Source organism: Flavobacterium micromati, from assembly GCF_900129585.1.
GTDB lineage: Bacteria > Bacteroidota > Bacteroidia > Flavobacteriales > Flavobacteriaceae > Flavobacterium > Flavobacterium micromati.
Genome location: NZ_FQWF01000020.1, coordinates 1 through 25,573, shown reverse-complemented (window position 1 = coordinate 25,573; position 25,573 = coordinate 1). Strand labels below are relative to the sequence as shown.

Below are 25,573 nucleotides of genomic sequence, written 5' to 3'. Positions count from 1 at the left end.
GGTCAGAAAATAGCGGTTATAAATTTAAGAAATACCGTACACCAGACTGCAAAGAATGTCCAATGAAAGACCTTTGCACTAGTAGAACAGGGGGAAGGGAGATTGATCGCAGCCAATATGCTGATGCTGTTGAAGAAAACAACAAACGCTATCAAGAAAACCCACAGTTATACCGCACACGACAGGAAATTAATGAACACATCTTTGGCACTATTAAACGCCAATGTGGCTACAATCACACCAATTTAACGGGACTTGAAAAAGTAAATGGCGAACACAGTTTGATAATGTTAGTGTACAACATCAAACGCACGATGAATATTCTGGGAATTCCCGATTTAATTGATAAAATCCAGAAATGGAATGCAAAATACCCAACAAAAGGGTATGCCTTGATCATAGCGACCTTTTTTAAGCTCTACTGCGAGTTCAAAATTATCAGACAATTATTTCTATCTCTAAAAACCGACTCGCTTACAAGCGAGTTTTGTGCGAATAGAAAAGGCGTTATTGAATTAATTTGAGCAAAAGTGGGGTAAATTCACAGCCTGACGTTTGGTGGCTTTGCGAAGAAGCGGATTTCGAAGCACTAAACTGTCAATATACCACAAATGTTGATACGAGGTAGAATGTTCAATTAACCACTGAACCCGCTTTTTTGCAAAACCGCTGTTATGCCTTCGTTCTTCTTTCTCGGTCGTTGTTTGTCTGTCCATTTAGGTGTGTCTTAGTGCGTTGGCAAAGCAAGCTCTTTTGAAATTTTGGCTTTGTGCGGTTGGCTTGTGCGAATTGCAAATGTGCTTGCTTTAGCGTTGGCTTTTATGTTCTAAATCCTATTCTTCCTCTGTCGTCATTATTGTTTTCTCCTTCCATTTTAGCTTTGATTACTAAATAACTTTTCAACTCCTGCAAAGAAATTGATGGTTTGTTGCTTCGGATTGTTTCCAATACGATTGATTTTGTAATTCTTAAATTGTCTTTTAATGCTCTTCTTGATGCTTCGTCACATAAAAATTTAATGTCGCTCGAAACGTAATTTTCTGTTGCCTTGGCAAGTTCTTCGTAATTCATGACGATTTCTGTCGGTCGCTTTTTTAAGTACAATTCAAACATCAATTTTCGGGCTTCAAAGTCAGGTGGTGGCAAATAAATATGTTTGTCTAATCTTCCTGACCGTAAAATTGCTGGGTCAATTGCATTTGGTCTATTTGTAGCACCGATTATGAAAATTCCGTCATCTCCACAATTATTCATTTGTGCTAAAAATTCATTGACAGCACTTGTGTTCATATGGCTAATGTTAGAGGTATCTCTGTTTGGAACAAGTGCATCTAATTCGTCTATAAAAATTATACTTGGTGCGTTTTGTTTTGCTTCATCAAATAGATTTTTGATGTTTTCCTGGGAAGCATTTACAAATTTGCTTTGAATGTCAGATGGTTTTATTTGATAAAAATTAAAGCCAATTTCTTCTGCCATTTTCTCTGCAAAAAATGTTTTTCCGCAACCAGGCGGACCATAAAGCAACATTCCGTTTGGAATTGTTAAACCATATTCAGCATAACGTTCTTTCTCGTTTAAAGCGTCAATAACATCTAATTGAATAGTGTTTTTTAACTCTTGCATTCCTGCAATGGCTGAAAATCCTTTTCCTTTCTTATTTTCTTTGGGTTGAACTTTATTAACCTTTTCTTCTGGAATTGAAAGTTCAACTGCTAATTCTCCGCTCAATGTTTGGATAAATTCTTTTACAGATTTAAAACGGTTTTCTGCTTTTGGCTGTAATGCTTTTCGGATTATATTTTGTGTCTGCTCATCTATCTTATCAGAAAATTTTAAAGGCTTTTTTCTTTCGTCTAAAATAACTTCTTCTAATTGTATTTTATCAGATTTGTATTTTGAAATTTCTATAAAATAAGGCGGTAAACCCGTCAGTAAATGATAGTACAACGCACCAACGGAATAAATATCGCTTTGGAATGAAAAGACTTTATTAAAAGTTTCATTGGCTGTGTAAAATAAATTCAGTCCATCTTTCAAAAAATCTTTGTTGGATTGTTTTAAAAATCGAGCATATCCAAAATCAATAATTTTTGGAATGGTAACTTTGCGCGATAAATCCAACATTATATTTTGATTGGTAATGTCGTTGTGAATTATTTGTTTGTTATGTAGATAATTCAAACCATTTAAAACACTCAAAATGATATTTTTTACTTCATATAAATTCAGCGTGTTTTCACGTTTCATTTTTTCCGCTACAGTTTCCCCACTTACAAAATCCAACACCACATAAGCCAATTTTTGGTTGTCAATTACAATATTTCCACTATCGTTGTACTTAACCAAATTGGAATGTTTGATTTGTTGCAGCATTTCAATTTCTAAAATTTCTCCACTTTCCGTAAACTGTGTTCGATGCAATTTTGCGTAGTCAAAAAGTTTTAGAAATTTGATTTCTTTTGCTTCATTTTGTACACGATAAGTTTCGGCATAACTTCCTTTTTTCATAAAGAAGCTAACCGAATATTTACCGTCAATGATTTGACCTTTTGTTAATATAGATTTACTCATTTTTTACTATTTTTCATCAAACTCACTAATAATCCCACGCCAACAATCACGTCAACAATATTCCACAAATCTCGTCCTAAAGCAATTTTGAAAAACGGTTGAAATAACAATGCTAATGCTCCAAAGATCAACATTTCAGTTTGTCTACTTTGTTGATTAGCTTTATAAGCCAAAACTACAAAGCCAATCAAAGCCGCAAACCTAACCAATTGAAAATAAGCGTAAGGCATATCCAAAAGGCAGAGAAAAAAGAGAATTGCTAAAGCTATTTTAATGATATTTTCCAATGCAATTAATTTTGGTCAAACTCTGATTTTGAAATTTGTTTACCGCCAGCTAATTGTGGAACAGAAGATTCCTTAATACTAAAAGTTAAAGTCAAAACTGAATAACCTCTTTCATCGTTAGTAACCTGAAATGGTTTTCCCTTTTGATAAACAGGCTCTTTGCCTTTTAACACGGCTTTTGTTTTAGTAAAATATTGACCACTTTCAGAAAAATAGATAGTTTCGCTTCCATACGAACTTATTGTAACTGTTTCGTGTAATGTGCCTTTTCCACTTCCCTTCATCACTTTCACAGTCATAGAACGCTGTGAGTTATTTTCTACTGTTAATTTTGCTTGGGCTTGAAGCTGAAAAGACGCAAACAATAGTAATGTATAAGATAATATTAATTTATATGTTGTTTTCATAGTTTATGTTTTTTTATTTTTAAATTTTATCCGACTAAAACAGTATCATCACCGCTTGGTTTTTCTATATCTGGTAATAAATTGATTAAGTCGATAACAATAGGATGTAAATCCTCTGTAGTCGGATTTTCCCCGATTTGTTGCAAACCTTCATTTAAAAGTTGTCTTGCTCGATTGCTATCTTTCCAATGGTATGAACCGAAATTTTGATTGTGTTGTCTAATGAAATTAATCAATTGATATACTAAAGTCATTTGAAAAAATACAGAATGTATTTCCTCTGCCAATGCTTTACCTAGCTTAATGTCTTGGTTTTTAATTACTTCCTCTAATTGGTTTCTTAAATGATTTACGATTTGAGTTGTTTTTTCATTTCCTAAATCCTTATTAGCTTTCTCTAATCTATAAAATTCTTCCTTTAGCTCTTCTTCAAATTTAGGCCATTCTGTAGTTTCGCTTAATTCGTCAATAGTTTTGAGCGTTTTACGAAGATTTGTTAAAACTTCTTGTTTGCCGTCCACATCGTTTTTACTATTGTCAAACTTTTTTTCGAGTTCAGTAATGTCGTTTTCAATTTTTTGAACTTTGTCAGCGTTTATTCCTTCGTCTTTCAACTCTTCAATACTTCCTTTTGCTTTGCGAATTTCATTTGAAAGCCAATTTGTTTCAACTGATTGAACGGTATCGGTAGGAACATCAATTTCTGCCGTATGGTCTAAATATGGAAAATATGCTTGAATAGAAACTTTTTGAGATTTGTCAATATTTATCATCAAATCTACATCGCTGTTTTCGGGCAATAATGCTGGCAAATCTGCTCCGCTAATTATGATGTCATAAACGTGTTCGTTGTAAATGGCTCTTGTCCCGTCTGCACCGTGTTCGCCTTGGTATAATGGGATTTTGATGAAGTCATTATCCATTCCGGGACGAATTTGTTTTTGAGTTTTTAGTCCGTTTGCTGTTCCTGTTGCAGGTAAAGATTTATTTTGTTCCAATCCAGAAACTTGCCTAAATTCAATTTTGCCTGTTTCTCTTTTTTTAATTTCTATGCCCCAATTAAGTGTAAGTCCTTGCATTGAGTTCAATCCGCCAATACCTTGAATGATTGTAAATTCCTTGGGTTCACTTTCTAAAATGTTGCCTTTATCGTCAAACAAAGTAACTTCAAAACCATTTTTACCCTCTTTTAGTTGCGTTTCAATTACTTCGCCAATTTGGTTTATTTCAACCTTACCGCTTGACCAAGCTTTGTCGTTTCTTGCAATTTCGGCAAAAACCTTTTCGGGAATTATTCCTTCCGTTTTTTCAACCAAAATTTTAAGGGTAACAAATTCTTCCATTTCAACGGTTGATGCTTCGTGTCCGATTTCAATTTGAATTTTACCTTTTGTTCTTCCTTTGTCAATAATTTCATTAGATAGGCTTACTGTAGAAGCATACAAAGCAGCTCCTTTAGAAACTACAGTCATTGGGTCAACAGTTGTATCAGGCTTGCAAATCTGTTTCTCCAACATCTTTCTGATGATAGGCGAAAAAGTAGGACCGCCAACTAAAATTAAAGAATTTAAAGAAGAACCTTTTAAGTTATTACGCTCTAAAAGTTTTTTTGAAATATCAACTGCTTTTTGAAAAATAGGCGATAATACCTTTTCCAAATCTGCTTGTGTTACCGTTAAATCAATTTCAATATCTTCTCCGTCATCATCAGTTCCAGAGCCTTCTTCTTTGTATAAATTAAACTCGCTTTTAAATGAAAGTTCGTTTTTTAGTTCTTCTGCAAAAGATTTTAACGCTTCTCTATATTTTAATTTCTTTGTATCATCATTTAAGATATCGTCAATTGAAAAGTTTTTTTGGATGTGTGGAATTATAATTTCATCTACAATAGCCAAATCTAAATTTTTACCACCTAAATAATTATCTCCTTCCGTATCTGCAACTTTCATAATACCGTCTTCAACTTTCAACAAAGCAGCATCAAAAGTTCCACCTCCAAAATCAAAAACCAACCAAAAACCGTCTTTCTTATTATTGTCTAAACCATATGCAATTGCAGCGGCAACAGGTTCTTGCAAAACTTCTGCGTGTTCAAAGCCCGCTAACTTTGCTGCTCGTCTTGTCGCATCAATTTGATTGTTTTTGAAAACTGCTGGAACGGTAATTACTACTGCGTTTACGGCTTCATCAGTTACAAATGATTTTAATGTTTTTAAAACCTCTGCCGACAATTCTTCCGAACTTAAATCTTTATCCAAATTGGAACTGAAATACCTTTTATCAGTTCCCATTGTTCTTTTAAACTCAATAAAAGCATTAGGTTCAATATCTTTGGACAAACTAGCTTCTTGTTCACTTCTGTAAACTGCGAATGCTTTTTTGCCTGCTAAAACTCCCTTTTTGTTATAAGCAATGCAAGACGGCATCGTGTCGTCCAATCCATTAACTTTTATGATTTTTGCTTCTCCGCCTTCAATTCTTGAAATTGCTGAATTGGTGGTACCCAAGTCGATACCGTAATCTATTTTAGTTCTTGCCATTTTATTTTTTTGAATATTTTAGTTTTGAGAAACATCTACTTGTGCTCTTTGAATAAGAACACCGTTATAATTTACTTGTGGTTTTACAACAGATGTGATAATTTTTCTTCCTTCAGTTAGATTTTCGTCTGTTATGAAATTGATTACATCAATATTCATTCGCTCGTCATAATCTCTGTTTAAAAGATTAACCGTTTCATAACCATTGGAAGCAAAGTTTGCCTGTATTCTTTCAATGCCTTTTACAAGAGGTTTTAGTCCTTTTGTTTCTTCGTCCATTTTAGAAATATTTTTTTGCATTCTCACAATTTCATCAGCTACTTTTAAAGCCAAAGAATGGTCGATTTCAATATTGGAATTAGCTGAAACAATTTGTTTTTCTTCCTGTTTCAATTTTAGCTGTGTGTCCAAAACCTCAATTAATTTACTATCTAATTTGATGCTTTCTTCTTCTAAAGATTTTTTAGTGTTTTTGATTTGGGTTTCTACATCAGTTTTGCTCGTTGCAATACGTTTGCCTAAAAGCCAATATAAAACACCACCTAAAAGTAACGTGATTAACGTTGCAATAATCCAATACAAACGGTTTGTATTTACGTCTTTGTCTAACTTTGAAATGCTATCTTTTGCAGTAGTTTCTGTTTGTTGAATTTTTGTACCTAAATCATTTGCAATTGCTTGAATATTTTGAACATTTTTATTTGTTTCAATTTTCAAACTGTCGATTTGTTTATTTTGATTTTCTGTTTTCGCAGAAAGTTTTGCCAGTTCATTTTTTTGCTGACTGATTATAGCTTGTTGGTTGTTTAGTTTTTGGTTTAACGAAACAATTTCCTGCTGTTGCTTTTGCAAGTCTGGATTTTTTTCTTGTGCAAAAATTGTTGTTGCACAAAGAAGAATGGGAATGAGTATAGTTTTTTTCATTTATTCATTAATGTTTGTTTAGCTTTTTTGATTTTCTCTTGCACTGCTTTTACTTCATTTTGTTTAGTTTCTGATGCTCTGAACCATTGGAATTTCTCAACTTCTCTCAATTCATTTTCCAATAATTGAATGATTTTTGTCAGGTCAGCCTTCTTATTTGGTGTCCAATCGACTTGAAATGTTTTTGTGAAAATCTTATAGTGTTCTATATATATTTCAATTTTGTGTTCGCCAACCATATATGTACATTCTTTAGCGTTTCCATAACCTTCAAGATCAATTATTTTGGTCATAGGTGTAATTGTAAAATCTTTGGAAGTAGAATAATTTTTAGGTGAATCTTTAGCACTTCTCTTAATGGTTCCGTCTGGGTTTAAGTATTTTTTGTAAATCGTAACTTTTTGAGTTCCCGTAGAATTTACATTTAATTTTAAGCCAACATATCTGATATCTTCTACAAAAAATGGATTTTCGACAGCTTTTGAGTTTGAGTCAGTATTTGTTACTGCCGAGGACAGAATCTCGAAGCACAATTTTGGGGAAATTGTTTTGTATTTTTCTACTATTCGTGAAATAGTAGAGGATTTTAAGGAATTATCTTCTGTCCATTTTATTAATTCCCAAAACTCTTTTTTAGCCTCTTGTTTTTCACTTTCTTTTATTTTCTTCAAATTACTATCAGTCAATATTTCAACAAGTAATTCATTTACATTTTGCCAATTTATTGAATTTTTAATATTGTCATTAACGGCATCCCAATTAATCGTTTTATGCCCCATTTTTATTAAAATGTCTGTTTGTTCCATCCTTTTGACTTCTTGCCTGATTTCATTTTCGTTTTCTGAGTAAGCTTCTTTTACTGACTTTAGAAACATAGTTACTTCAAAAAGTTTCTTGTCTTTCATTTCCTCTAGCGAACTAATATTTTCTTTGGTTTTGCTTTTAGTTGCTTCGTTTACCGCTACGCTTTCAGCTAATTTGGCAAGTTTCATTGCTTCTTCTAGGTAATCACTACTTCTTTCAAGTTCCTGACTTTCATTAAAATAATCAATGGAACATTGCTGTAATTCTTTAGCAATATTATCTGCTAACATTTTGTATTGTAGATTGGTATTCCCTACAATAGATTTTAAAAATGTTAATTCGATTTTTGTATTACTGTATAAATCTGTTCCAAATTTATAAGCATTGCTTTTGTCCTTTGAACGTTTTTTAGTGCACTGTTCAATTTGAGTTTCAATTTTATGAATAGGTTCTTCCGTAAATTTTTTAGAAAGGTACTTTTGTGTAATTGCATCGCAATTACTGAATAATTGCATTGTTTTAGCAGTTGAATATTTGCCTTTGAATTGCGTTAGCAATTCATCAATAAATATTTCAATCTGTTTGTTTTTATCAATTGAAAAAGTTTCATCAGCAACGGTACGAACAAAGTCTTTAAAGTTATCCGATGCTAAAAGTTTTATTTTGGCTGTAATTCCTTGTTTAATTTCTTCTTTGGAATTCTCCAATAAATAAAGCGTTCCAATATTGTTGAAAGCGGAAAAGTTTTTGGATGTAACTTCTTTTTCGTCCGTTAATTTGTCCCAAATCTCAATAGCTTTTTCTTTATTTCCAGTTATTAAATGTTGGATTGCAGTATTGTCAACGGTGTTCAAATTTGTAAACCAAAATAAGGAATGAAGTACTTTACTCTGATTTTGTTCGATGTCAGAAAAAGCCTTGTCAATAATTGAATTAGTCCTTTGAATTGCATTCAGAAAGGAAAAATCATATTCAGAAGTAATTTCTTTACCTACTTCACTAAATCTCTTGATTTTACTTTTTTGTTTTAGAATATCTTTTTCAGAACTATTGGCTAGAATTCCTGCAATTTTGTATGGGTTATTTAGTATTGACTTCATCTATAAATTTTACGGTTTCGCAAGTTACTTTCGTTTTTTTAATTGACCTTACGGTTTCCCGTAAACGTGTTTGTTGGAAGGTGTCGGTTGTGCGGTTGGGGCAAAAGCAAATGTGCTGCAACTGTGGGGAGGATTGTGCGTTGGGTTGCAGCTCTTTTGATTTTGCCGAAGCGTTGGCTTTTCTTGCATATTTCTGTTGTTCGTTTGTTGTAATGTCGTCTTTTTAGAATGAGGCATAACGTGTTGCGGCTTTGAGATGGCTGGAAGTTCGTAACCGCTCAATTTTCGGATTAACGTAAACTTGATGCGAAACGATAATTCCACTAAATTCCAGCTATATCAAAACCGCTGTTATGCACAGTTACTTTTCGAATAAGTTAAAGTCTTTTTCAACTGAAATGCCATAAAGGTTTTCGTTTTCCACAAGTGTTTTTATATATTTTGATTTGTTTTTATCTAAAATCTCTTTGTATAATTCGGTTGATAATCCCCAATTTTCGACATTAGAACTAAATAATGTTGTTAGTTTTTTTTGCAAATTTTCTAATGATAAATTTTTCCACGAATTACAAAAAGCAATTATTTTTTCTGAAACGTGTTCAGAATGGTAGCCAACAAGAATTAGAAAATTATCTTCAAGTGGTAAAAAATGAATATAAACATTATCTAAATCTGGTTCTGAAATGTGTGAAAAATAATCTAGATCATTTGCGCTAAAAATGGCAGATGCATAAATTTCAAGTTTTGGATATTTGTGAACAAAATGTTTGTATTTATCTGTGTTGTTTTCAATTTCTTTTTCTAATTCAGTTTTAAGTACAATTAAATCCTCAATTCCTAGTTTATTACCCTCGATATTTGAATTTAAAAAATCCTGGTCAATTATTCCTAATAATGATTTTGCATTTGCCATTCTAGTAAATTGTTCAACATTAATTTCTTTTTTGCGTATTTCAGCACAAACTGCTCGATAACTAAATAATAAAAATGCTTCATATGATTCAAAATTTTTATCGTCCGTTTCGATTGGCTTAAAAATTTCTGTATCGTGTTTGTTGCAAAAAACTTTATGCGTTAAAGCGTGTTTTATTCCAACTGTGCCAAATTCAAAAGGTAATTTTTTATTGTCCCATTTATTTGCGTCTATCATTTTTAATTCTACAAGATGACCGTTATAGGTTATATTACTTAACAATCCATTTTGCTGAATTAAATGAGAATTAATTGCAATTTGATCACAATTGTCTACCAAACAATTCCATTTTTTTTCCTTCAGATTTTTACTTATTTGTGCGATGATATTCTGTGGTTTCTGCATTTTTTTTGTGTAATTGTGCATAACTTATATATAGAAGCCACTTTCTGACTCCAATTCACCTAATAGGGGTGGATTGGAGACATAACAGTGACATTTTTTACATTGCTAAAATATAAAAAATTATTTACAAATTATTAAAAAGACTTTTAATTTGTTGTATATTTTTGATAAAGTGTGTAATCATTACCCAAGTTATTTACCACAAAATCCCTAGCCCTGACCGCAGCGAAAAACGCATGCCGGTAGCCAACCACTTTTTCTGGTGGTTGCAGAGCGACTAAAAGAAGCTCCTGCAAGCGCCTAGAAAAAGGGTGGGCGACCAAATGCTTTGTAGCGTAGGGCAGGAGTAGCTCCTAAAAAAAAGCGAAAAAATATTGAGTACTTGAATCCAATCTATTTTTGGTCAAATCGAGCGCAGTCGCGATGCGATGATGGTTCTCGAATGATGGTTCTCGAATGATGGTTCTCGAATGACGGGTCTCGAAAAACGGTTCTCGAGTGATGGTTCTCAAGTGATGGTTTTCGAATGACGGCTGTCGAATGATGGTTGTCGAAAAACGGTTCTCGACTGCGCTCGAACTGACAAAGTAGTACTTTATAAACAAGAGTGGCGTAAGACCATAAAAAAACTCCACTACTTGCGCAGTGGAGTTTTGATTGTTTAGAGGTAAAAGGAATTATTTAACAAAGACCCATTGTCCTGAAGCGATTAAGCTCTCGGCTTTTTTATATTTCATTTCTTGTATTTGTCCGTTGGCCACGTTTTGAATGCTCACGGTATCATTGCGATTGATTTTTGGCATATCTCTCGTGATGGTTTCCGTAATAGTGCGTTGTTGCGTTTTTCCCGCTTCACGATTAGCTGCTTCACTGCTTACAATCTCATCTTTATTTAGTTCGTAATCTTCTCGTGGTGCAACGTCAATTGCTTCCTGAATTTGTTGGTTTTCCTGAGCTGGCAAATCACCTTTGAACAAGAATGAAATTACTTCCTTGTTTACATTGTCAATCATTGCTCTAAATAAATTAAAAGCTTCTAATTTATAAATCAGCAATGGATCTTTTTGTTCGTGAACCGCAAGTTGAACTGATTGTTTCAATTCGTCCATTTTACGCAAGTGTTTTTTCCACGCTTCATCTACAATTGCTAAAGTGATGTTTTTCTCAAAATCAGCAATAAGTTGTGCCCCTTGAGAATCGTAAGCCATTTTCAAATCAGTAACCACATTCAACGATTTTATTCCATCTGTAAAAGGAACTACAATACGTTCAAATTGATTTTTTTTATCTTCATAAACATTTTTGATAATCGGGAAAGCTTCTCTTGCGCTTCTGGCCGTTTTCTCCGTGTAATATTCTAATGTTGCTTTGTATACTTTTCCAGTTAATTCCATTTCGCTCAACTTAGCAAACTCACTTTCGGTAACTGGTGAAGTGATAGAAAAATAACGAATTAATTCAAATTCGAAGTTTTTGAAATCATTTACCGCTTTATTTTGTCCTATGATTAATTCACAAGTGTCATAAAGCATATTAGCAATATCTAATTTTAAACGCTCTCCAAACAAAGCATGACGACGACGCTTGTAAACCACTTCACGTTGGGCATTCATAACATCATCATATTCTAACAAACGCTTACGAACACCAAAGTTGTTTTCTTCTACTTTTTTCTGTGCACGCTCAATAGATTTTGTCATCATCGAGTGCTGAATCACTTCTCCTTCTTCTAATCCCATTCTGTCCATTACTTTGGCTACTCTTTCTGAACCAAATAAACGCATCAAATTATCTTCAAGGGAAACGTAAAACTGTGAACTTCCTGGATCTCCTTGACGTCCTGCACGACCACGTAGCTGACGGTCAACTCGACGCGAGTCATGACGCTCTGTACCTACAATTGCCAATCCACCTGCTGCTTTTACTTCGGCAGATAATTTAATATCGGTACCACGACCAGCCATGTTTGTTGCAATGGTAACCACTCCTGGTTTTCCTGCTTCTTCAACGATTTGCGCTTCTTGCTTGTGCATTTTAGCGTTCAATACGTTGTGAGTTACACCACGCATTTTCAACATTCGGCTTAATAATTCAGAAATCTCTACCGAAGTTGTTCCAATAAGAACTGGCCTTCCCGCTTTAGATAATTCACTTACATCTTCAATTACAGCATTGAATTTTTCACGAGTTGTTTTATAGATAAAATCTTCTTTGTCTAATCTCGCCATTGGTCTGTTAGTAGGAATTTCTACTACATCCAATTTGTATATTGTCCACAACTCTCCAGCTTCAGTAACAGCAGTTCCTGTCATTCCAGCTAGTTTGTTGTACATTCTAAAGTAGTTTTGTAAAGTAACTGTTGCAAATGTTTGTGTTGCTGCCTCGATTTTCACATTTTCTTTGGCTTCAATTGCTTGGTGCAATCCGTCAGAGTAACGACGACCGTCCATAATACGTCCGGTTTGCTCATCTACAATCATGATTTTGTTATCCATGATTACATATTCTACATCTTTTTCAAACAATGAATATGCCTTTAAAAGTTGTGTCAACGTATGAATACGCTCGCTTTTTATTCCAAAATCTTGAAATAACTTCTCTTTTTCTTCTGCCTCACTATCTTTGTCTAATTTTTTCTTCTCGATAGCAGCGATTTCAGTTCCAATATCTGGAAGTACGAAAAAATCGGAATCAGTATCTCCAGAAAGATATTTTATTCCGTTGTCTGACAATTCGACTTGATTGTTTTTTTCTTCAATAACAAAATACAATGCCTCATCAACCTTGTGCATGTCTCTTTTATTATCCTGCATGTATTGGTTTTCGGTTTTTTGAAGCAATTGCTTGATTCCTTCTTCACTTAAAAACTTGATCAATGCTTTATTTTTTGGCAAAGCTCTGTAGGCTCTCAATAATTGGAATCCACCTTCTTTGGTGTTTCCCTCTTTTATTAATTTTTTAGATTCAGATAAAAATCCATTTGCAAGTTGGCGTTGTAACGCAACGAGATTTTCGATTTTTGGTTTCATCTCCATAAATTCATGACGATCTCCTTGTGGAACTGGACCTGAAATAATCAACGGAGTTCTAGCGTCATCAATCAACACCGAATCGACTTCATCGACAATTGCGAAGTTGTGTTTTCTTTGTACAAGATCATCTGGCGAATGCGCCATGTTATCTCTTAAATAGTCAAAACCGAATTCGTTATTTGTTCCATAAGTGATATCAGCGTCATACGCTTTTCTTCTTTCGTCAGAATTGGGTTGGTAGTTATCAATACATTCTACGGTCATTCCGTGAAATTCAAATAACGGTGCTTTCCAAGTGCTATCTCTTTTTGCCAAGTAATCATTCACGGTAACTAAATGCACTCCGTTTCCTGTCAACGCATTCAAGTATAGGGGCAAAGTTGCAACTAATGTTTTTCCTTCACCTGTTTGCATTTCAGCTACTTTTCCTTCATGCAAAACCATTCCGCCAATTAATTGCACGTCATAGTGAATCATGTCCCAAGTAATTTCCTTTCCAGCGGCGCTCCATGAATTAGACCAAACAGAATTTTCACCATCTAAATTGATATAACTTTTTAAAGCAGAAAGTTCGCGATCTTTAGCAGTTGCAGTTACTATAATTTGCGAATTGTCTTTAAAGCGTCTCGCTGTTTCTTTGACTACAGCAAATGCTTCTGGAAGAATTTCCATTAACGTTTTTTCAGAAATATCGTAAGCTTCTTTTTCAAGTGCATCAATAGCAATATAAAGATCTTCTCTTTGATCGATGTCAAGAGTGCCCTCTACTTCTAGTTTTATGGCAGCAATCTTTGCGTCTTTTTCAGAACGGTCTTGCTTTATTTTGTCTTTAAAATAAGCCGTTCGACCTCTTAATTCGTCATTGGATAATGACATTAATGGCTGTTCGAAAGTCTTAATTTTATTAAGATACGGTTGTAATGCTTTGACATCTTTTTGTGACTTATCGCCCACGAAGACTTTAATAATACTATTTATGAAACTCATAATCTATTTTTATTTCTGATTGTGTAATTCTACATATTTAAACCAAAAAAAAGCCTCTTTTGAGACTTTTTAATTGGTTGATTTTTAATATTCATCCTCGTTCCAAAGATAATCTTCGTCAGTTGGATAATCCGGCCATATTTCTTCCATCGATTCATATATTTCACCTTCATCTTCAATAGATTGAAGGTTTTCTACTACTTCTAATGGAGCTCCTGCTCTAATAGCGTAGTCAATAAGTTCGTCTTTGTTAGCAGGCCACGGTGCATCACTTAGGTAGGATGCTAATTCTAATGTCCAATACATTTGCTGTCGATTTAGTTTTGTGCAAAAATAAAATTTTTACTGAAAAAGACAAGTAAAAAATGATTTATTTTTGATTAAAGTTAAGAACGTTATAATTGATTGTTGATTTATGAGTTTAGATTAACGATTTTTGATTTTTTTTAATAAATCTAAAATCAAAAACTTTCAATCATCTCCCGAATATTCGGGACTAAAATCTTACTTCCTCGGAATCCATTGTACTTCATCCGCTTTCAAATCGTGGGACAACTTCCGTGCCAACACAAAAAGGTAGTCAGAAAGTCGGTTTAAGTATTGAATTGCGATCTCAGCCACGGGTTCATTATGACTTAAATGAACAGCTAAACGTTCTGCACGACGACATACGCAGCGGGCAATATGACAATATGACACCGTTGTGTGTCCTCCAGGAAGCACGAAATGAGTCATTGGCGGCAATGCTTCTTCCATTGTGTCAATTTCATTTTCTAATAATTCGATATCCGAATCTATAATTCCTAAATTCTTCAAGCGTAATTCTCCATTTTTTTTCACTTCTTTATCAGGAGGGGTTGCTAGAATTGCGCCAACAGTAAACAAACGATCTTGCACTTCAATCAAAATTTCTTTGTAATGCGCATTCATTTCCTGATCCCTAATTAATCCTATATGTGAATTTAATTCATCTACAGTTCCATAACTTTCTATTCGTGCATGGTCTTTTGGGACTCTAGTTCCGCCAAAAAGCGCCGTTGTTCCTTTATCTCCGGTTTTTGTATATACTTTCATCGATGATGTAATTTATTTGTAAAAGAGAACAAATTTAGGTTATTAATTTTACTATTTCTGCAACAAATCGATCTAATGAATTTTCACTAAGATTGAAATATAAATCAGGTTCAATGCACTCAATTTCCATTAAATGCAGGGTATCGTCAATTATAATTCCGTCTACTCGGGCGTACAAGAGATCTTCAGTGAAGGTATCAACCACTTTTTGTGCTTGTTTTATTAATTGCAGACTTGGTTGAACCAAATTATATTTTCCTCCAAACAGTGATTGTACCCTAAAATCTCCATCCACAGGTTTTTTATTAACGGCATGTGAGAATTGTTTATTGAAAAAAATAAATGAAGTTTCTCCAATTGATTGGATTTGAGGTGCAAATTCTTGCAACAGCAATTCCTTATCTCTAGCAATCGGCGCAAATTTTTCATTGATTGCTGTAATATCTTTAATTTCAAAAACTTCTGTAAGGTATGATCCAGCCGAAAATGCAGGTTTTATAACGGCTTTTTTCCAATGCGAAGGAATAATTTCACCAAGATATAATTCATTTGTTTTATCGATAAAAATTGTAGGTAGAATTGGAATTCCTTGCAACTGCAATTCTCGCAAATAGAACTTGTGAATGTTCTTTTTTATTACTTGAATGGGATTGAGTGTTTTGATTCCTAGCTTTTCGATATGGTCGAGCCAAATGTTAAACTCGGTTTCGCGTTCAAAATAGTCCCAAGTATTCCGAAATATGAGGTAGTCAAAGTTGGTCCAATTGATGTTTTTATCACTCCAAATAACTGCCGTTGCTTCTATATTGTATTTAGCTAACTCTGGAATTATTTTTTGGTCTTCGGGATTTAATTCAGGAAGTTTAGTGCAAGTTAGGATTGCGATTTTCATTTTTTAATATATTCTATAGAATTTATAATGTAGTTTTCATTGCGATTTCCTAGCCCGGATAGCAGCGGTATCCTTTTTCAAATCATTCAGACGAAGGAAGAATGGTTTGAAAAAGATACAAGCGGATAGCCGGAATAGCTTCTAAAAAAGAAACTATTTTATGGTATCGCTTTCGATCACGCCGTCGCGCAAACGAATAATTCGATGGGCATAAGCTGCGATTTCCTCCTCGTGAGTCACTAAAATAACGGTATTGCCATTAGTATGGATGTCTCCAAAGAGTTTCATGATCTCGAGCGAGGTTTTGCTGTCTAGATTTCCCGTAGGTTCATCAGCAAGGATAATCGAAGGTCTGTTTACCAAAGCTCTTGCAATGGCAACACGCTGACGTTGTCCTCCTGAAAGTTGGTTAGGTTGGTGATCCATTCTGTCAGCAAGATTAACCTGATCTAAAACTTCTGTGGCTCTTTTATTTCTATCAGATTTAGAAAAACCAGCGTAAATCATTGGTAAAGCCACATTATCGAGTGCGGTGGTTCTAGGCAAAAGGTTAAAAGTCTGGAAAACGAAGCCTATTTCTTTATTTCTAATTTCGGCTAATTCATCGTCTTTCATTTGGCTAACGTCCTTTCCATTTAAGATATAGGTTCCCGATGTTGGTGTGTCTAAACATCCTAATAAATTCATAAGTGTAGACTTTCCAGATCCTGAAGGTCCCATTAATGCTACGTATTCGCCTTTATTTATTTCTAAATCAATGCCTTTAAGAACGTAAACAATTTCATTTCCTAGTACAAAATCTCTTTTGATATTTGTTATTTTTATTAACGGGTTTGCCATTACAATGTATAATTTTTAACCGTTGCGATAGCGCAAGTTGGGATTAATTTAGATTTTAAAAGTACAAAAACTTTTCAATTAACAATTAGTATCTAAATAACGACTTTGTTACACGTTACAACTCAAAATTATAAATGACATTGCTATTGTTTTTAAAAGAATACTTAACTTCTATAAAATTTTACTTTTAAGATATTTATTTTTACTGCATTGTTAATGTGAAAATTAACATAATTTGTATTTTATTTCACAATTAAAAATTTTTATTGCATAATTATTGTATAATTATTGAATTTATTATAATACTTTTTACATTTGTTTAAGCAATTATTTTTAAAATTAAAAATTATGGAAAATATAAAATTAGTATTGGGTATGGTGGCAATTGCTATCATGTTTACAGCTTGTAAAGATGAAAGAGAGGAACAAGCGCAAATGAAAGTAGACTCGTATGTTGTCTATGTAGATTCTGTTAGTGCTATTTCTGAAGTTGACGCAGTTGAAAATTGGGAAGGGATAGAATCTTCATATCAATTAAGGTATGAAGAAGCCGAAGTTTCTATGTCAGATTTAAAAGACAGTGCACAAACTCAGACTAAGCTTGATGCCAGCAAAGAGAAGTACGAAGCATTAAAAGCAAAAGTAGAAGCGCAAAGGATAGCTGCTGAGGCAGCGAAAACAACTTCTAATACAAAACAACAAATGAGAAATTCACTGTTTGGAGATGGTAAAATTGGAGATGACATGAATTTTGCATGGGTAAACGCTGCAAATATTCACAATGTTTATCAACAATTTGTGGGTACAGTTGACAATAATAAGGATAAATATTCTCGTGAAGATTGGGACGAAATTAAGCTACTTTATGAGGCATTAGATAGTCGCAAAAACACTGTTGAAAAGGAAGGACTTTCGGCACAAGATAATAGAAAAATTGCGGGTTTGAAAGCGAAATTTGCACCAATGTATAGTGTAAATAGAATAGGAGCTAAATCTAGTGAAATGAAGGAAGCAAAACAATAAACAATTATCAAAAAGTAAAAAGTGACAGTCAAAAATGGCTGTTATTTTTTTGAATATTGAAGAATTATATTGCAAAATTACACTTTGTAGTTAAAAGCTACTCTTGTTAAAATTACGCTATCAATATCTTAATCTGCTATCTTATAAATTTTAGTGATGTCTTCAAATATTGTATCAAAATCAATTTCCAAGTCAATAAGTCTACCAGTATGAATATCAAAAACCCAACCGTACACTTTTAAATTTCGTTGTCTGTTCGCCTTTTGTACCTCGGCGGTTTTAATTACATTGATGCATTGTTCTTGCACATTTAGCTCTACAAGTCTTTTGTATTTTTGTTCTTGACAATGTATTGAGTCGAGTTCAATTCTATGAATACGGTAAACATCACGTATGTTTCTTAACCATGGATTTAGAATTCCAAGGTCAGCTTGTTGCATTGCCGCTAAAACACCTCCGCAGCCGTAATGGCCGCATACTACAATGTGATTTACTTTTAAACTTGTTACTGCGTAATTAATAACTGACATAGAATTTAAATCAGTATTGGGCACCATATTCGCAATATTACGGTGTACAAAAACTTGTCCAGGTTCTAATCCCATCAAATCTTCTGCTGAAACCCGACTGTCAGAACAACCTATGTAGAGAAATTCAGGAGTTTGACCTTTTGATAATTTTTCAAAATAATTTTGATCAGTTTGTAGCTTTTTAGCAATCCAATCTTGATTATTTTTAAATATTTGTTTAATGTCCATTATTTTTATTTCTACTGTAAATGTAATCGTCTAAACCCGAATTATAAAATGTTCTTTTGGTTGTTCTCGTCTAAAGAAGACAAATCCCCATTGAAAAGTATCAATAGTTACAGTCACTTTTGGATGTTGTTGAATGATTTTCCAAGTTTCTTCCATTTGTGATGACCAATGAATATCATCCAAAATCCAAACTGTATCATTGGTAATTGTTGGTAACAATTGCTCAAAATAGTGCAATGTAGCTTGCCTTTGATGATTACCGTCAAAATATACAAGATCGAAGATTTTAGATTTTAGATTTGCTGCATTTATGAAATTTCCAAATTCAGTTGTGATGAGCTCTACATTTGTACAGCAAATTTTTTGTAGATTGACTTGTGCAACAGCTATTGTATTTTTGCAACCTTCAAGTGTCGTGATTTTAGCTTTTTTATTTCCTAAGGAAAGGGCGACGGTTGCTAATCCTAACGACGTGCCAATTTCCAAAATATTTTGTGGTTGAAAATAATGTACAATTCTATGTAATAATTCGGCTCGTTTAGAGCTAATTCCTGCAGTTTTTGCAATCTTGGAAATTGAGCGATTGTTAGATTTAAAAACTTTAGAACCTGCACCAAAATCAGTGACTTCAATAGTATTTCTATTCTGTACAAGTGAATTTCTGTACGTTTTTAAAATAGCGTATTCAGGTTTTGAATGTTTATCGTAAAAGCATTTCGTAATCAAATTAAAAACAAACGGCGAATGAACCGCATGCTCGTTTTTAGAATACCAAAGAAATTTGAGATAGGATTTTATTTGGAATAACATAAAAGCGTGAAGATTTGGTAAAATAGGAGCGAAGATACAAAAAAGTGATAAAGCCCACACAGTGAGCAATTCGTTTTAATATGAAGATTTACGTTATCTAAATCACTAAAATTAGAAACACTACATTTGCGACCTTAAAAAATAAATTACAAATAATCCCCGCTTCTATGACCTCAATAGATGATATCTCACCTACAATTGCAATAACTTCAGATGAAATTGACAGATGCATCGCTATTTTAGCACAACTCAATTTAGATACCAACCAAATATTTGATATTGAAAAAGTTCAAAGAACAGCTTTAATAAAAGTGGCAGGACAGTTTTCTAGACCTGATAGAGATGAACTTGCCCGCAGAAAAAAAGATGGAAAATTAGTCGCCAAACGCAAAAAAGAAAAGCAAGATAAAACCGCTCGTAAAGAAACGGGAATTCGTCACGCACGTGAAGCGAGTGTTTTTGTAGCGCCAAGATTATTGGCTTTTAATGAGCTTATTAACAAAGAGCAACTAGAACTAGAAACTCCCAGAAATTGCTATGTATGTAAAACTTCATTCACTAAAATGCATCATTTTTACGATTCCATGTGTGCAAATTGTGGTGATTTTAATTACGCAAAACGTTTTCAAACTGCTGACGTTACTGGACAAGTTGCCGTAATTACAGGTTCCCGATTAAAAATAGGATATCATATTACATTAATGCTTTTGCGTGGTGGAGCAACCGTGATTGCTACGACTCGTTTTCCAGTAGATTCGGCTTTGCGTTTTTCTAAGGAACCTGATTTTATAGATTGGGGCAATCGCTTAAAAATTCATGGACTGGATTTAAGGCATATTCCAAGTGTCGAAATCTTTTGCAATTTTATCGAACAAAAATATGATAGATTGGATATTCTAATTAATAATGCGGCTCAAACTGTGAGGCGACCAGCCGGATTTTATGCGCATTTAATGGAAAACGAAGAACGTCAAATCGCTTCTTTACCAATTCAGGCGCAAGAATTACTACTGGATCATACCAACTGTTTGGATGAATTAAAAGTATTGACATCCGGCGCTTCTTCGAATCAGAATATGCCAGTGACTTGGCACGGACCGGAACCTGGTATTGGTTTGCGGGCTTCCGCCAAATTATCGCAGATTCCGTATAGTTTTGATAATGCTTTGATTGCTAATGAAGTTTTTCCAGAAGGCGAGCTCGACGCGGACTTGCAGCAAATTGATTTACGAAAAACAAACAGTTGGAGATTAAAGTTGGGACAAATAGAAACGACAGAAATGATTGAAGTACAACTGGTAAATGCTGTAGCGCCTTTTGTTTTGTGTAATCGTCTTTCAGAAATGATGAAAAAAGACAACACTGGAAAAAAACACATTATTAATGTTTCAGCGATGGAAGGGAAGTTTTACCGTGATTTTAAGGAAGACCGACATCCGCATACTAATATGGCTAAAGCCGCTTTAAACATGCTAACGCACACTGCTGCAGGAACTTTAGCAAAAGACGGAATTTTCATGAACGCTGTCGATACGGGTTGGGTAACCGATGAAGATCCAGCTGAATTAGCAAAAAGAAAACAGGAAGAAGAAGATTTTCAGCCACCATTGGATATTGTTGATGGCGCAGCAAGAGTGATGGATCCGTTATTTGACGGGATCAACACCGGAAAACATTGGTGTGGGAAGTTCTTGAAAGATTACAACCCGATTGCATGGTAGAAAATCAATTTCTACATGACAAATCACAACAAAATTGATTTTGTTGTGGGTTTTGTTTGTTGCTCAACTTTGTAGATACGGAATGCAATTCCTCGCTAACGGTTTAAAGATATCTACACTGTTTGTTATTCAGTTTTGTGGACAAATAGAATCCAGTATTTTAAATAATATGCTCGTATTTTAATTCATAGATTTAAAACGCTTCATTTCTTGTAATGGTTCGATGGCATTATAATCTTTCCAAATCTTTGCATCGTAGGCTTTAATATTTATAAATTTAAATTCGTCCTCCTTAATTTTTTCGATTGCCGCTACTGGCAATGTTGATTGAGACATGTTAAGAAATTCAGTTTTTTCACTTGAATTTCCTTCAAGTTTTATCTCAAGTGCAAGTACGTCTTTTTCGGCACTTGTTAATTCAATAAATTTTAAAGGTCGGTTTACATAAAAATAGTTCCCTTTTTCTATAGCAGCATAGTGAAGATAATAGCCGTTTCCGTCTGACTTTTTCTTATACATTAGCGTTCCTTTGCTGGTGTCCTCTGATGCTTTAATACCTAAAAGAAATTTCAAATTAACATTATGTAATTTTTCGCCTGAATCTAAGTCATATTCTACTCTTAAAACTGCGTAATCTGTTTCAGAAATAAATAATTTACCTATATATTTCGCCCTACTTTTGCTAGGTTTAAAAGTCAGTACATAAGCAAAATCATTATCATCTGTATATGTTGTGCCTTCAAAACTATAATCATAAAGGTCTGATTTATTGACGAAATTAAATTTTTCACTCGTTAAAAAATTATTGTCTGTTATAAATGAATTAAGATTAGTTTTAGTGGTTGTAAGCTGGTTGCTGGTGCCTTTGGTTTTATTTTTATCTTTTTTTCGATTGAAATCTTTTCGCAACGAAATGGTATCGCGTGAGCCGAAGAGGCCACTCTTTATGCGGTAATATTTAGTGGAGTCTAAGTGCTGCAGCATTGTATTTATTGCTGTTTTTTGCAATTCATCTGAGGAAATAGAGCTACCCTCATTTTTAAGTTTAGTTGCTTTTAAAACATCTAGTTTTGAAGTAAATTCAAACTTATCGTCCTTTTTTGTTTTAGTTGTGTAGTAATTGCAAAGGATATCAGTGAATTCTTGTGGAGGATGAGAAATAAACTTGTTAGAAAAGTTTTTTAAATCAGTATTCACTTTTTTTAGCGCTTGCTTTGAAAAACCTGTTGACTTGTCTACTGTAATTTCAATTTCTTTAGGTTTGAAATAATCAGACCTTCTGTAAAATAATAGGTCTTTGGAAGGTGTCCCGTCACTTTTATAATTGCGAACTAAATTTGCTTTGACGTTAGCCATAATTTCATAGGGATTCGGTTTTTCATTAGAAACAGTAACAGCGCTAAGTTCAATTATTCCGGGAGAAAGTGCAATCGTAAAATCTAGTTTTTTTAATTGACCAACAGTCAACTTTTGGGCAAGATAACCTAAATAAGAAATCGTAAGTGGTATATCATCTGCACTATTGCGCTCTGAAAGTGTAAAATATCCTTCCGCATTGGAAACAAGTTGTTCTGATTCATTTACTAAAATAGTAGCATACGGAATACTTTCTTGAGTTTTAACATCAATAATTTTTCCTTTAATATTCTGAGCCATTACTCCTTGAAATGCTAATAATAAAAGAGTTAAATGCAGTAGCATGAGCTTTACTTTAATACTCTTCTGTTCTCTTGCAAAGATTTGAATAACTGTTAAATTCATATAAATTGTTTTAGCTAAAAAAAAATTGTTTATAATGCCCAAATATATAGGATATTAGGATATTTCCTTCGTAGCATTTATTAATTTGTTGTTAATTTCTTACCAAACAAAAACCCCAACACTTTCAAGTCTAAAAGTGTTGGGGTTGTAATTTTTATGTACTATTTTCTTTTATTCTCCCTTTGGGGGCTAGGGGGCTTTTACCCCTCAATCTTCGCACTGAGATCAAACCATCTTTCCTCTTTATCTTCTATTTTATTTATGATATTTTGTAGTTCATTAGCCTTCTTTTCAATATCTGTATCCGCTATTTTTCCATCGGCGAACAACTGCTCGATTTTGGTTTTGTCTAGCTCTAAATCTTTGATTTCTCGTTCTAATTTTTGATATTCTTTTTGCTCGTTGAAGGTCAAATTTCCTGTTGGGTTATTTTGCTTCCAATCTTTTTTCTCTGCTTTGTTTTCCTCTTTTTGCGCAACATCAGAACTATCCTCGTAGGCTCTAAAATCAGAATAATTCCCGGGGAAATTTTCGATTATTCCTTGTCCTCTGAAAATAAACAAGTGATCCACAATTTTGTCCATAAAGTAACGGTCGTGTGATACTACTAAAAGACAACCAGGATAATCTAAAAGAAAGCTTTCAAGTACATTCAAAGTCACAATATCCAAGTCATTCGTAGGCTCATCAAGAATCAAGAAGTTAGGATTCTGAATCAAAACAGTACACAAATACAATCGTTTCAATTCTCCACCGCTCAATCGATCAACAAAATCATATTGTTTTTTGGCATCAAAAAGAAAACGCTCCAACAATTGCGATGCCGAAATCATTCGTCCCTTCAATAACGGAATAAATTCCCCGTATTCCTTAATAACATCAATAACCCGCTGACCCGGTTTTGGGTTAATACCGCTTTGAGTGTAATATCCTAATTTTATGGTTTCACCAATCACTACTTTTCCTCCATCAAGCGGAATTCCTCCAGTCAATAAATTCAAGAAAGTTGATTTACCTGTTCCGTTTTTACCGATGATTCCAATACGTTCTCCAGGCTGAAAGTCGAAACTGAAATTATCCAAAATCACATGGTTGTCAAACTTCTTAGAGATTTTATGAAGCTCGATAATCTTGCTTCCCATACGCTCCATATTTATTTCAAGTTCGACCTTATTTTCGCGGCGACGACTTTGTGCTTTTTCCTTAATGTCATAAAAATCATCCTGACGCGATTTCGATTTAGTAGTTCTTGCTTTTGGCTGACGACGCATCCACTCTAATTCTTTTACAAAAAGATTTTGCGCTTTATCGACACTTGAATTTTCAGAAGCGATTCGTTCCTCTTTTTTCTCCAAATAATAGGAGTAGTTGCCTTTGTATGAGTATAATTTTCCGTTATCGAGTTCAATGATTTCGTTACAAACGCGTTCCAAGAAGAAACGGTCGTGCGTCACCATAAACAGCGTAATGTTTTCTTTAGCAAAATAAGTTTCCAGCCATTCAATCATCTCCAAATCCAAATGATTTGTTGGCTCATCTAAAATTAGTAAATCCGGACGATTGATCAAAATGATAGCAAGTGATAAACGTTTTTTTTGTCCACCTGAAAGGTTTTTCACTTTCAGTTTAAAGTCTTCCAACTTCAGTTTAAACAAAATTTGTTTGTATTGCGTTTCAAAATCCCAAGCGTTATGCTGATCCATTCCGTCAAAAGCTTTTTGATACGCTTCTTCATCCTCAGGATTTTCTAATGCTTTTTCGTACGCTTCAATAATTTTCAAAATCTCGTTATCCGAAGCGAAAATGCTTTCTTCAATAGTCAATTCGTCTTGTAAATTGTTGTTTTGTGATAAAAAAGCCATTCGAATACCCTTTCTCAAAACCACCTGACCGGTATCTGATTCTTCCAAACCATTGATAATGCTCATGATTGTAGTTTTACCAGAACCATTTTTAGCTATAAAGGCAATTTTTTGATCTTTGCTAATTCCAAAAGAAATGTTTTCAAAAAGTGTTCTTTCTCCAAAAGACTTTGATATATTTTCAACTGATAAATAATTCACAATGCTTGTTTTTTTTGCAAAAGTAAGTTATTATATTACTAATTGCGAATTGTTTATTTTAATATGGGTTTTTGTAAATAACATGACACGCTTTTTTACTGAAAATCAATTCGAATTAGAAAAAGTCTATTAACTGTTTATCGTAAGTTACATATCATACTTGTATCAAAAATAAAATCACTCCATTACGATTAAATTTTGTCTGCAGGATTTTTTTATACATAAGTAATCTATTCTCAAGCTAATTAAAGGCTCAGCTGTGGAAACGGTATGGCATAAGTAGGTGCACAGTAATTTCCGTTATCTTTCACTTCGCTTTGAGCTAGCATCTGTTGCCAACTCAACGGAAAGTCGCAGCAAAACCTGCCTTGTATGAAGTTTATCTTGATAATCTCTAAACACTATTATATGTATAAAGTTTAAATGCTAAAATTCGTGCAGCATATAGTAATTGAGTAACCCCAACCATAACCCACGGTTTCAGCCTTGGGATTTTTAGCAACCATCGCCACCAATATCAATCGTCATATTTTGATTCAGTTCCCTATCATACTCCATGGTGAAACCTTGGGATTTTTAGCAACCATTGCAAGTTATTTCAATCATAGGATTTCGAAATCGTTTTCATTTTCACAAATTTATTTATCCTTTCCTATCT

General features: G+C 33.8%; 20 protein-coding genes. 3 read left to right on the top strand and 17 right to left on the bottom strand.

Annotation, left to right across the window (positions count from 1 at the left end; genetic code table 11):
• On the top strand, nucleotides 1-524 hold a 524-nt coding region (locus BUB42_RS15655; protein WP_244533951.1), incomplete at its 5' end, for a transposase.
• On the opposite strand, the gene BUB42_RS15650 is transcribed toward BUB42_RS15655, so the two are convergent.
• From BUB42_RS15650 to BUB42_RS15590, 13 genes are all read right to left on the bottom strand, one after another.
• A complete protein-coding gene (locus BUB42_RS15650; protein ID WP_073022064.1) occupies nucleotides 516-716 on the bottom strand; it encodes a hypothetical protein in 201 nt (66 codons plus the stop codon). The genes BUB42_RS15655 and BUB42_RS15650 overlap by 9 nt on opposite strands.
• Nucleotides 717-819: 103 nt before the next feature.
• Entirely contained in the window at nucleotides 820-2,574 is a 1,755-nt protein-coding gene (locus BUB42_RS15645) for an AAA family ATPase (RefSeq protein ID WP_073022062.1), read from the bottom strand.
• Complete coding sequence (locus tag BUB42_RS15640) at nucleotides 2,571-2,861, bottom strand: DUF6804 family protein (RefSeq protein WP_073022060.1); 291 nt, start codon at nucleotides 2,859-2,861, stop codon at nucleotides 2,571-2,573. The genes BUB42_RS15645 and BUB42_RS15640 overlap by 4 nt, the downstream gene beginning before the upstream one ends.
• 5 nt (nucleotides 2,862-2,866) lie before the next feature.
• Entirely contained in the window at nucleotides 2,867-3,268 is a 402-nt protein-coding gene (locus BUB42_RS15635; RefSeq protein ID WP_073022059.1) for a hypothetical protein, read from the bottom strand.
• A gap of 26 nt (nucleotides 3,269-3,294) precedes the next feature.
• On the bottom strand, nucleotides 3,295-5,808 hold the full coding sequence (locus tag BUB42_RS15630) for an Hsp70 family protein (RefSeq protein WP_073022057.1): 2,514 nt from the start codon (nucleotides 5,806-5,808) through the stop codon (nucleotides 3,295-3,297).
• 18 nt (nucleotides 5,809-5,826) lie between these two features.
• Nucleotides 5,827-6,732, bottom strand: a complete 906-nt coding sequence (locus BUB42_RS15625) for a hypothetical protein (RefSeq protein WP_073022055.1) — start codon at nucleotides 6,730-6,732, stop codon at nucleotides 5,827-5,829.
• A complete protein-coding gene (locus BUB42_RS15620) occupies nucleotides 6,729-8,636 on the bottom strand; it encodes a hypothetical protein (RefSeq protein WP_073022054.1) in 1,908 nt (635 codons plus the stop codon). The genes BUB42_RS15625 and BUB42_RS15620 overlap by 4 nt, the downstream gene beginning before the upstream one ends.
• Nucleotides 8,637-8,997: 361 nt before the next feature.
• Nucleotides 8,998-9,954, bottom strand: coding sequence for a hypothetical protein (locus BUB42_RS15615; protein WP_139257420.1), 957 nt, complete (start codon nucleotides 9,952-9,954; stop codon nucleotides 8,998-9,000).
• A 677-nt stretch (nucleotides 9,955-10,631) separates the two neighbouring features.
• On the bottom strand, nucleotides 10,632-13,973 hold the full coding sequence (secA, locus tag BUB42_RS15610; RefSeq protein ID WP_073022050.1) for a preprotein translocase subunit SecA: 3,342 nt from the start codon (nucleotides 13,971-13,973) through the stop codon (nucleotides 10,632-10,634).
• Nucleotides 13,974-14,057: 84 nt separating this feature from the next.
• Nucleotides 14,058-14,279 (bottom strand): DUF2795 domain-containing protein, encoded by a 222-nt coding sequence (locus BUB42_RS15605; protein WP_007138072.1) that lies wholly within the window; start codon nucleotides 14,277-14,279, stop codon nucleotides 14,058-14,060.
• Between the two features lie 198 nt (nucleotides 14,280-14,477).
• On the bottom strand, nucleotides 14,478-15,047 hold the full coding sequence (locus BUB42_RS15600) for a cob(I)yrinic acid a,c-diamide adenosyltransferase (protein ID WP_073022048.1): 570 nt from the start codon (nucleotides 15,045-15,047) through the stop codon (nucleotides 14,478-14,480).
• 34 nt (nucleotides 15,048-15,081) lie between these two features.
• Nucleotides 15,082-15,939 (bottom strand): ATP-grasp domain-containing protein, encoded by an 858-nt coding sequence (locus BUB42_RS15595; protein ID WP_073022047.1) that lies wholly within the window; start codon nucleotides 15,937-15,939, stop codon nucleotides 15,082-15,084.
• 153 nt (nucleotides 15,940-16,092) lie between these two features.
• Entirely contained in the window at nucleotides 16,093-16,779 is a 687-nt protein-coding gene (locus BUB42_RS15590; RefSeq protein ID WP_073022045.1) for an ABC transporter ATP-binding protein, read from the bottom strand.
• A gap of 348 nt (nucleotides 16,780-17,127) precedes the next feature.
• Between BUB42_RS15590 and BUB42_RS15585 the strand changes: the two genes are divergently transcribed.
• Nucleotides 17,128-17,802, top strand: a complete 675-nt coding sequence (locus BUB42_RS15585; protein ID WP_073022043.1) for a hypothetical protein — start codon at nucleotides 17,128-17,130, stop codon at nucleotides 17,800-17,802.
• A 128-nt stretch (nucleotides 17,803-17,930) separates the two neighbouring features.
• Here the strand turns inward: BUB42_RS15585 and BUB42_RS15580 are convergent, their stop codons facing one another.
• Together BUB42_RS15580 and BUB42_RS15575 are read right to left on the bottom strand one after the other, a co-directional pair.
• Nucleotides 17,931-18,560: a carbonic anhydrase gene (locus BUB42_RS15580; protein WP_073022042.1), complete on the bottom strand. Its 630-nt coding sequence runs from the start codon at nucleotides 18,558-18,560 to the stop codon at nucleotides 17,931-17,933.
• Between the two features lie 30 nt (nucleotides 18,561-18,590).
• Nucleotides 18,591-19,370, bottom strand: coding sequence for an O-methyltransferase (locus tag BUB42_RS15575; RefSeq protein WP_073022040.1), 780 nt, complete (start codon nucleotides 19,368-19,370; stop codon nucleotides 18,591-18,593).
• A 167-nt stretch (nucleotides 19,371-19,537) separates the two neighbouring features.
• On the opposite strand from BUB42_RS15575, the gene BUB42_RS15570 reads away from it, so the two are divergent.
• A complete protein-coding gene (locus tag BUB42_RS15570) occupies nucleotides 19,538-21,091 on the top strand; it encodes an SDR family NAD(P)-dependent oxidoreductase (RefSeq protein ID WP_073022038.1) in 1,554 nt (517 codons plus the stop codon).
• 180 nt (nucleotides 21,092-21,271) lie between these two features.
• On the opposite strand, the gene BUB42_RS15565 is transcribed toward BUB42_RS15570, so the two are convergent.
• Both BUB42_RS15565 and BUB42_RS15560 read right to left on the bottom strand, forming a co-directional pair.
• Nucleotides 21,272-22,852, bottom strand: a complete 1,581-nt coding sequence (locus BUB42_RS15565) for a carboxypeptidase-like regulatory domain-containing protein (RefSeq protein ID WP_073022037.1) — start codon at nucleotides 22,850-22,852, stop codon at nucleotides 21,272-21,274.
• A gap of 200 nt (nucleotides 22,853-23,052) precedes the next feature.
• Nucleotides 23,053-24,915, bottom strand: a complete 1,863-nt coding sequence (locus BUB42_RS15560; RefSeq protein WP_073022035.1) for an ABC-F family ATP-binding cassette domain-containing protein — start codon at nucleotides 24,913-24,915, stop codon at nucleotides 23,053-23,055.
• Nucleotides 24,916-25,573: the final 658 nt, after the last annotated feature.

What these genes read in the sequence shown, in the direction of transcription:
- BUB42_RS15650 (WP_073022064.1), bottom strand. Translation starts at nt 716, where the DNA reads ATGGACAGACAAACAACGACCGAGAAAGAAGAACGAAGGCATAACAGC.
- BUB42_RS15645 (WP_073022062.1), bottom strand. Translation starts at nt 2,574, where the DNA reads ATGAGTAAATCTATATTAACAAAAGGTCAAATCATTGACGGTAAATAT.
- BUB42_RS15635 (WP_073022059.1), bottom strand. Translation starts at nt 3,268, where the DNA reads ATGAAAACAACATATAAATTAATATTATCTTATACATTACTATTGTTT.
- BUB42_RS15630 (WP_073022057.1), bottom strand. Translation starts at nt 5,808, where the DNA reads ATGGCAAGAACTAAAATAGATTACGGTATCGACTTGGGTACCACCAAT.
- BUB42_RS15625 (WP_073022055.1), bottom strand. Translation starts at nt 6,732, where the DNA reads ATGAAAAAAACTATACTCATTCCCATTCTTCTTTGTGCAACAACAATT.
- BUB42_RS15620 (WP_073022054.1), bottom strand. Translation starts at nt 8,636, where the DNA reads ATGAAGTCAATACTAAATAACCCATACAAAATTGCAGGAATTCTAGCC.
- BUB42_RS15615 (WP_139257420.1), bottom strand. Translation starts at nt 9,954, where the DNA reads ATGCAGAAACCACAGAATATCATCGCACAAATAAGTAAAAATCTGAAG.
- secA (WP_073022050.1), bottom strand. Translation starts at nt 13,973, where the DNA reads ATGAGTTTCATAAATAGTATTATTAAAGTCTTCGTGGGCGATAAGTCA.
- BUB42_RS15605 (WP_007138072.1), bottom strand. Translation starts at nt 14,279, where the DNA reads ATGTATTGGACATTAGAATTAGCATCCTACCTAAGTGATGCACCGTGG.
- BUB42_RS15600 (WP_073022048.1), bottom strand. Translation starts at nt 15,047, where the DNA reads ATGAAAGTATATACAAAAACCGGAGATAAAGGAACAACGGCGCTTTTT.
- BUB42_RS15595 (WP_073022047.1), bottom strand. Translation starts at nt 15,939, where the DNA reads ATGAAAATCGCAATCCTAACTTGCACTAAACTTCCTGAATTAAATCCC.
- BUB42_RS15590 (WP_073022045.1), bottom strand. Translation starts at nt 16,779, where the DNA reads ATGGCAAACCCGTTAATAAAAATAACAAATATCAAAAGAGATTTTGTA.
- BUB42_RS15585 (WP_073022043.1), top strand. Translation starts at nt 17,128, where the DNA reads ATGGAAAATATAAAATTAGTATTGGGTATGGTGGCAATTGCTATCATG.
- BUB42_RS15580 (WP_073022042.1), bottom strand. Translation starts at nt 18,560, where the DNA reads ATGGACATTAAACAAATATTTAAAAATAATCAAGATTGGATTGCTAAA.
- BUB42_RS15575 (WP_073022040.1), bottom strand. Translation starts at nt 19,370, where the DNA reads ATGTTATTCCAAATAAAATCCTATCTCAAATTTCTTTGGTATTCTAAA.
- BUB42_RS15570 (WP_073022038.1), top strand. Translation starts at nt 19,538, where the DNA reads ATGACCTCAATAGATGATATCTCACCTACAATTGCAATAACTTCAGAT.
- BUB42_RS15565 (WP_073022037.1), bottom strand. Translation starts at nt 22,852, where the DNA reads ATGAATTTAACAGTTATTCAAATCTTTGCAAGAGAACAGAAGAGTATT.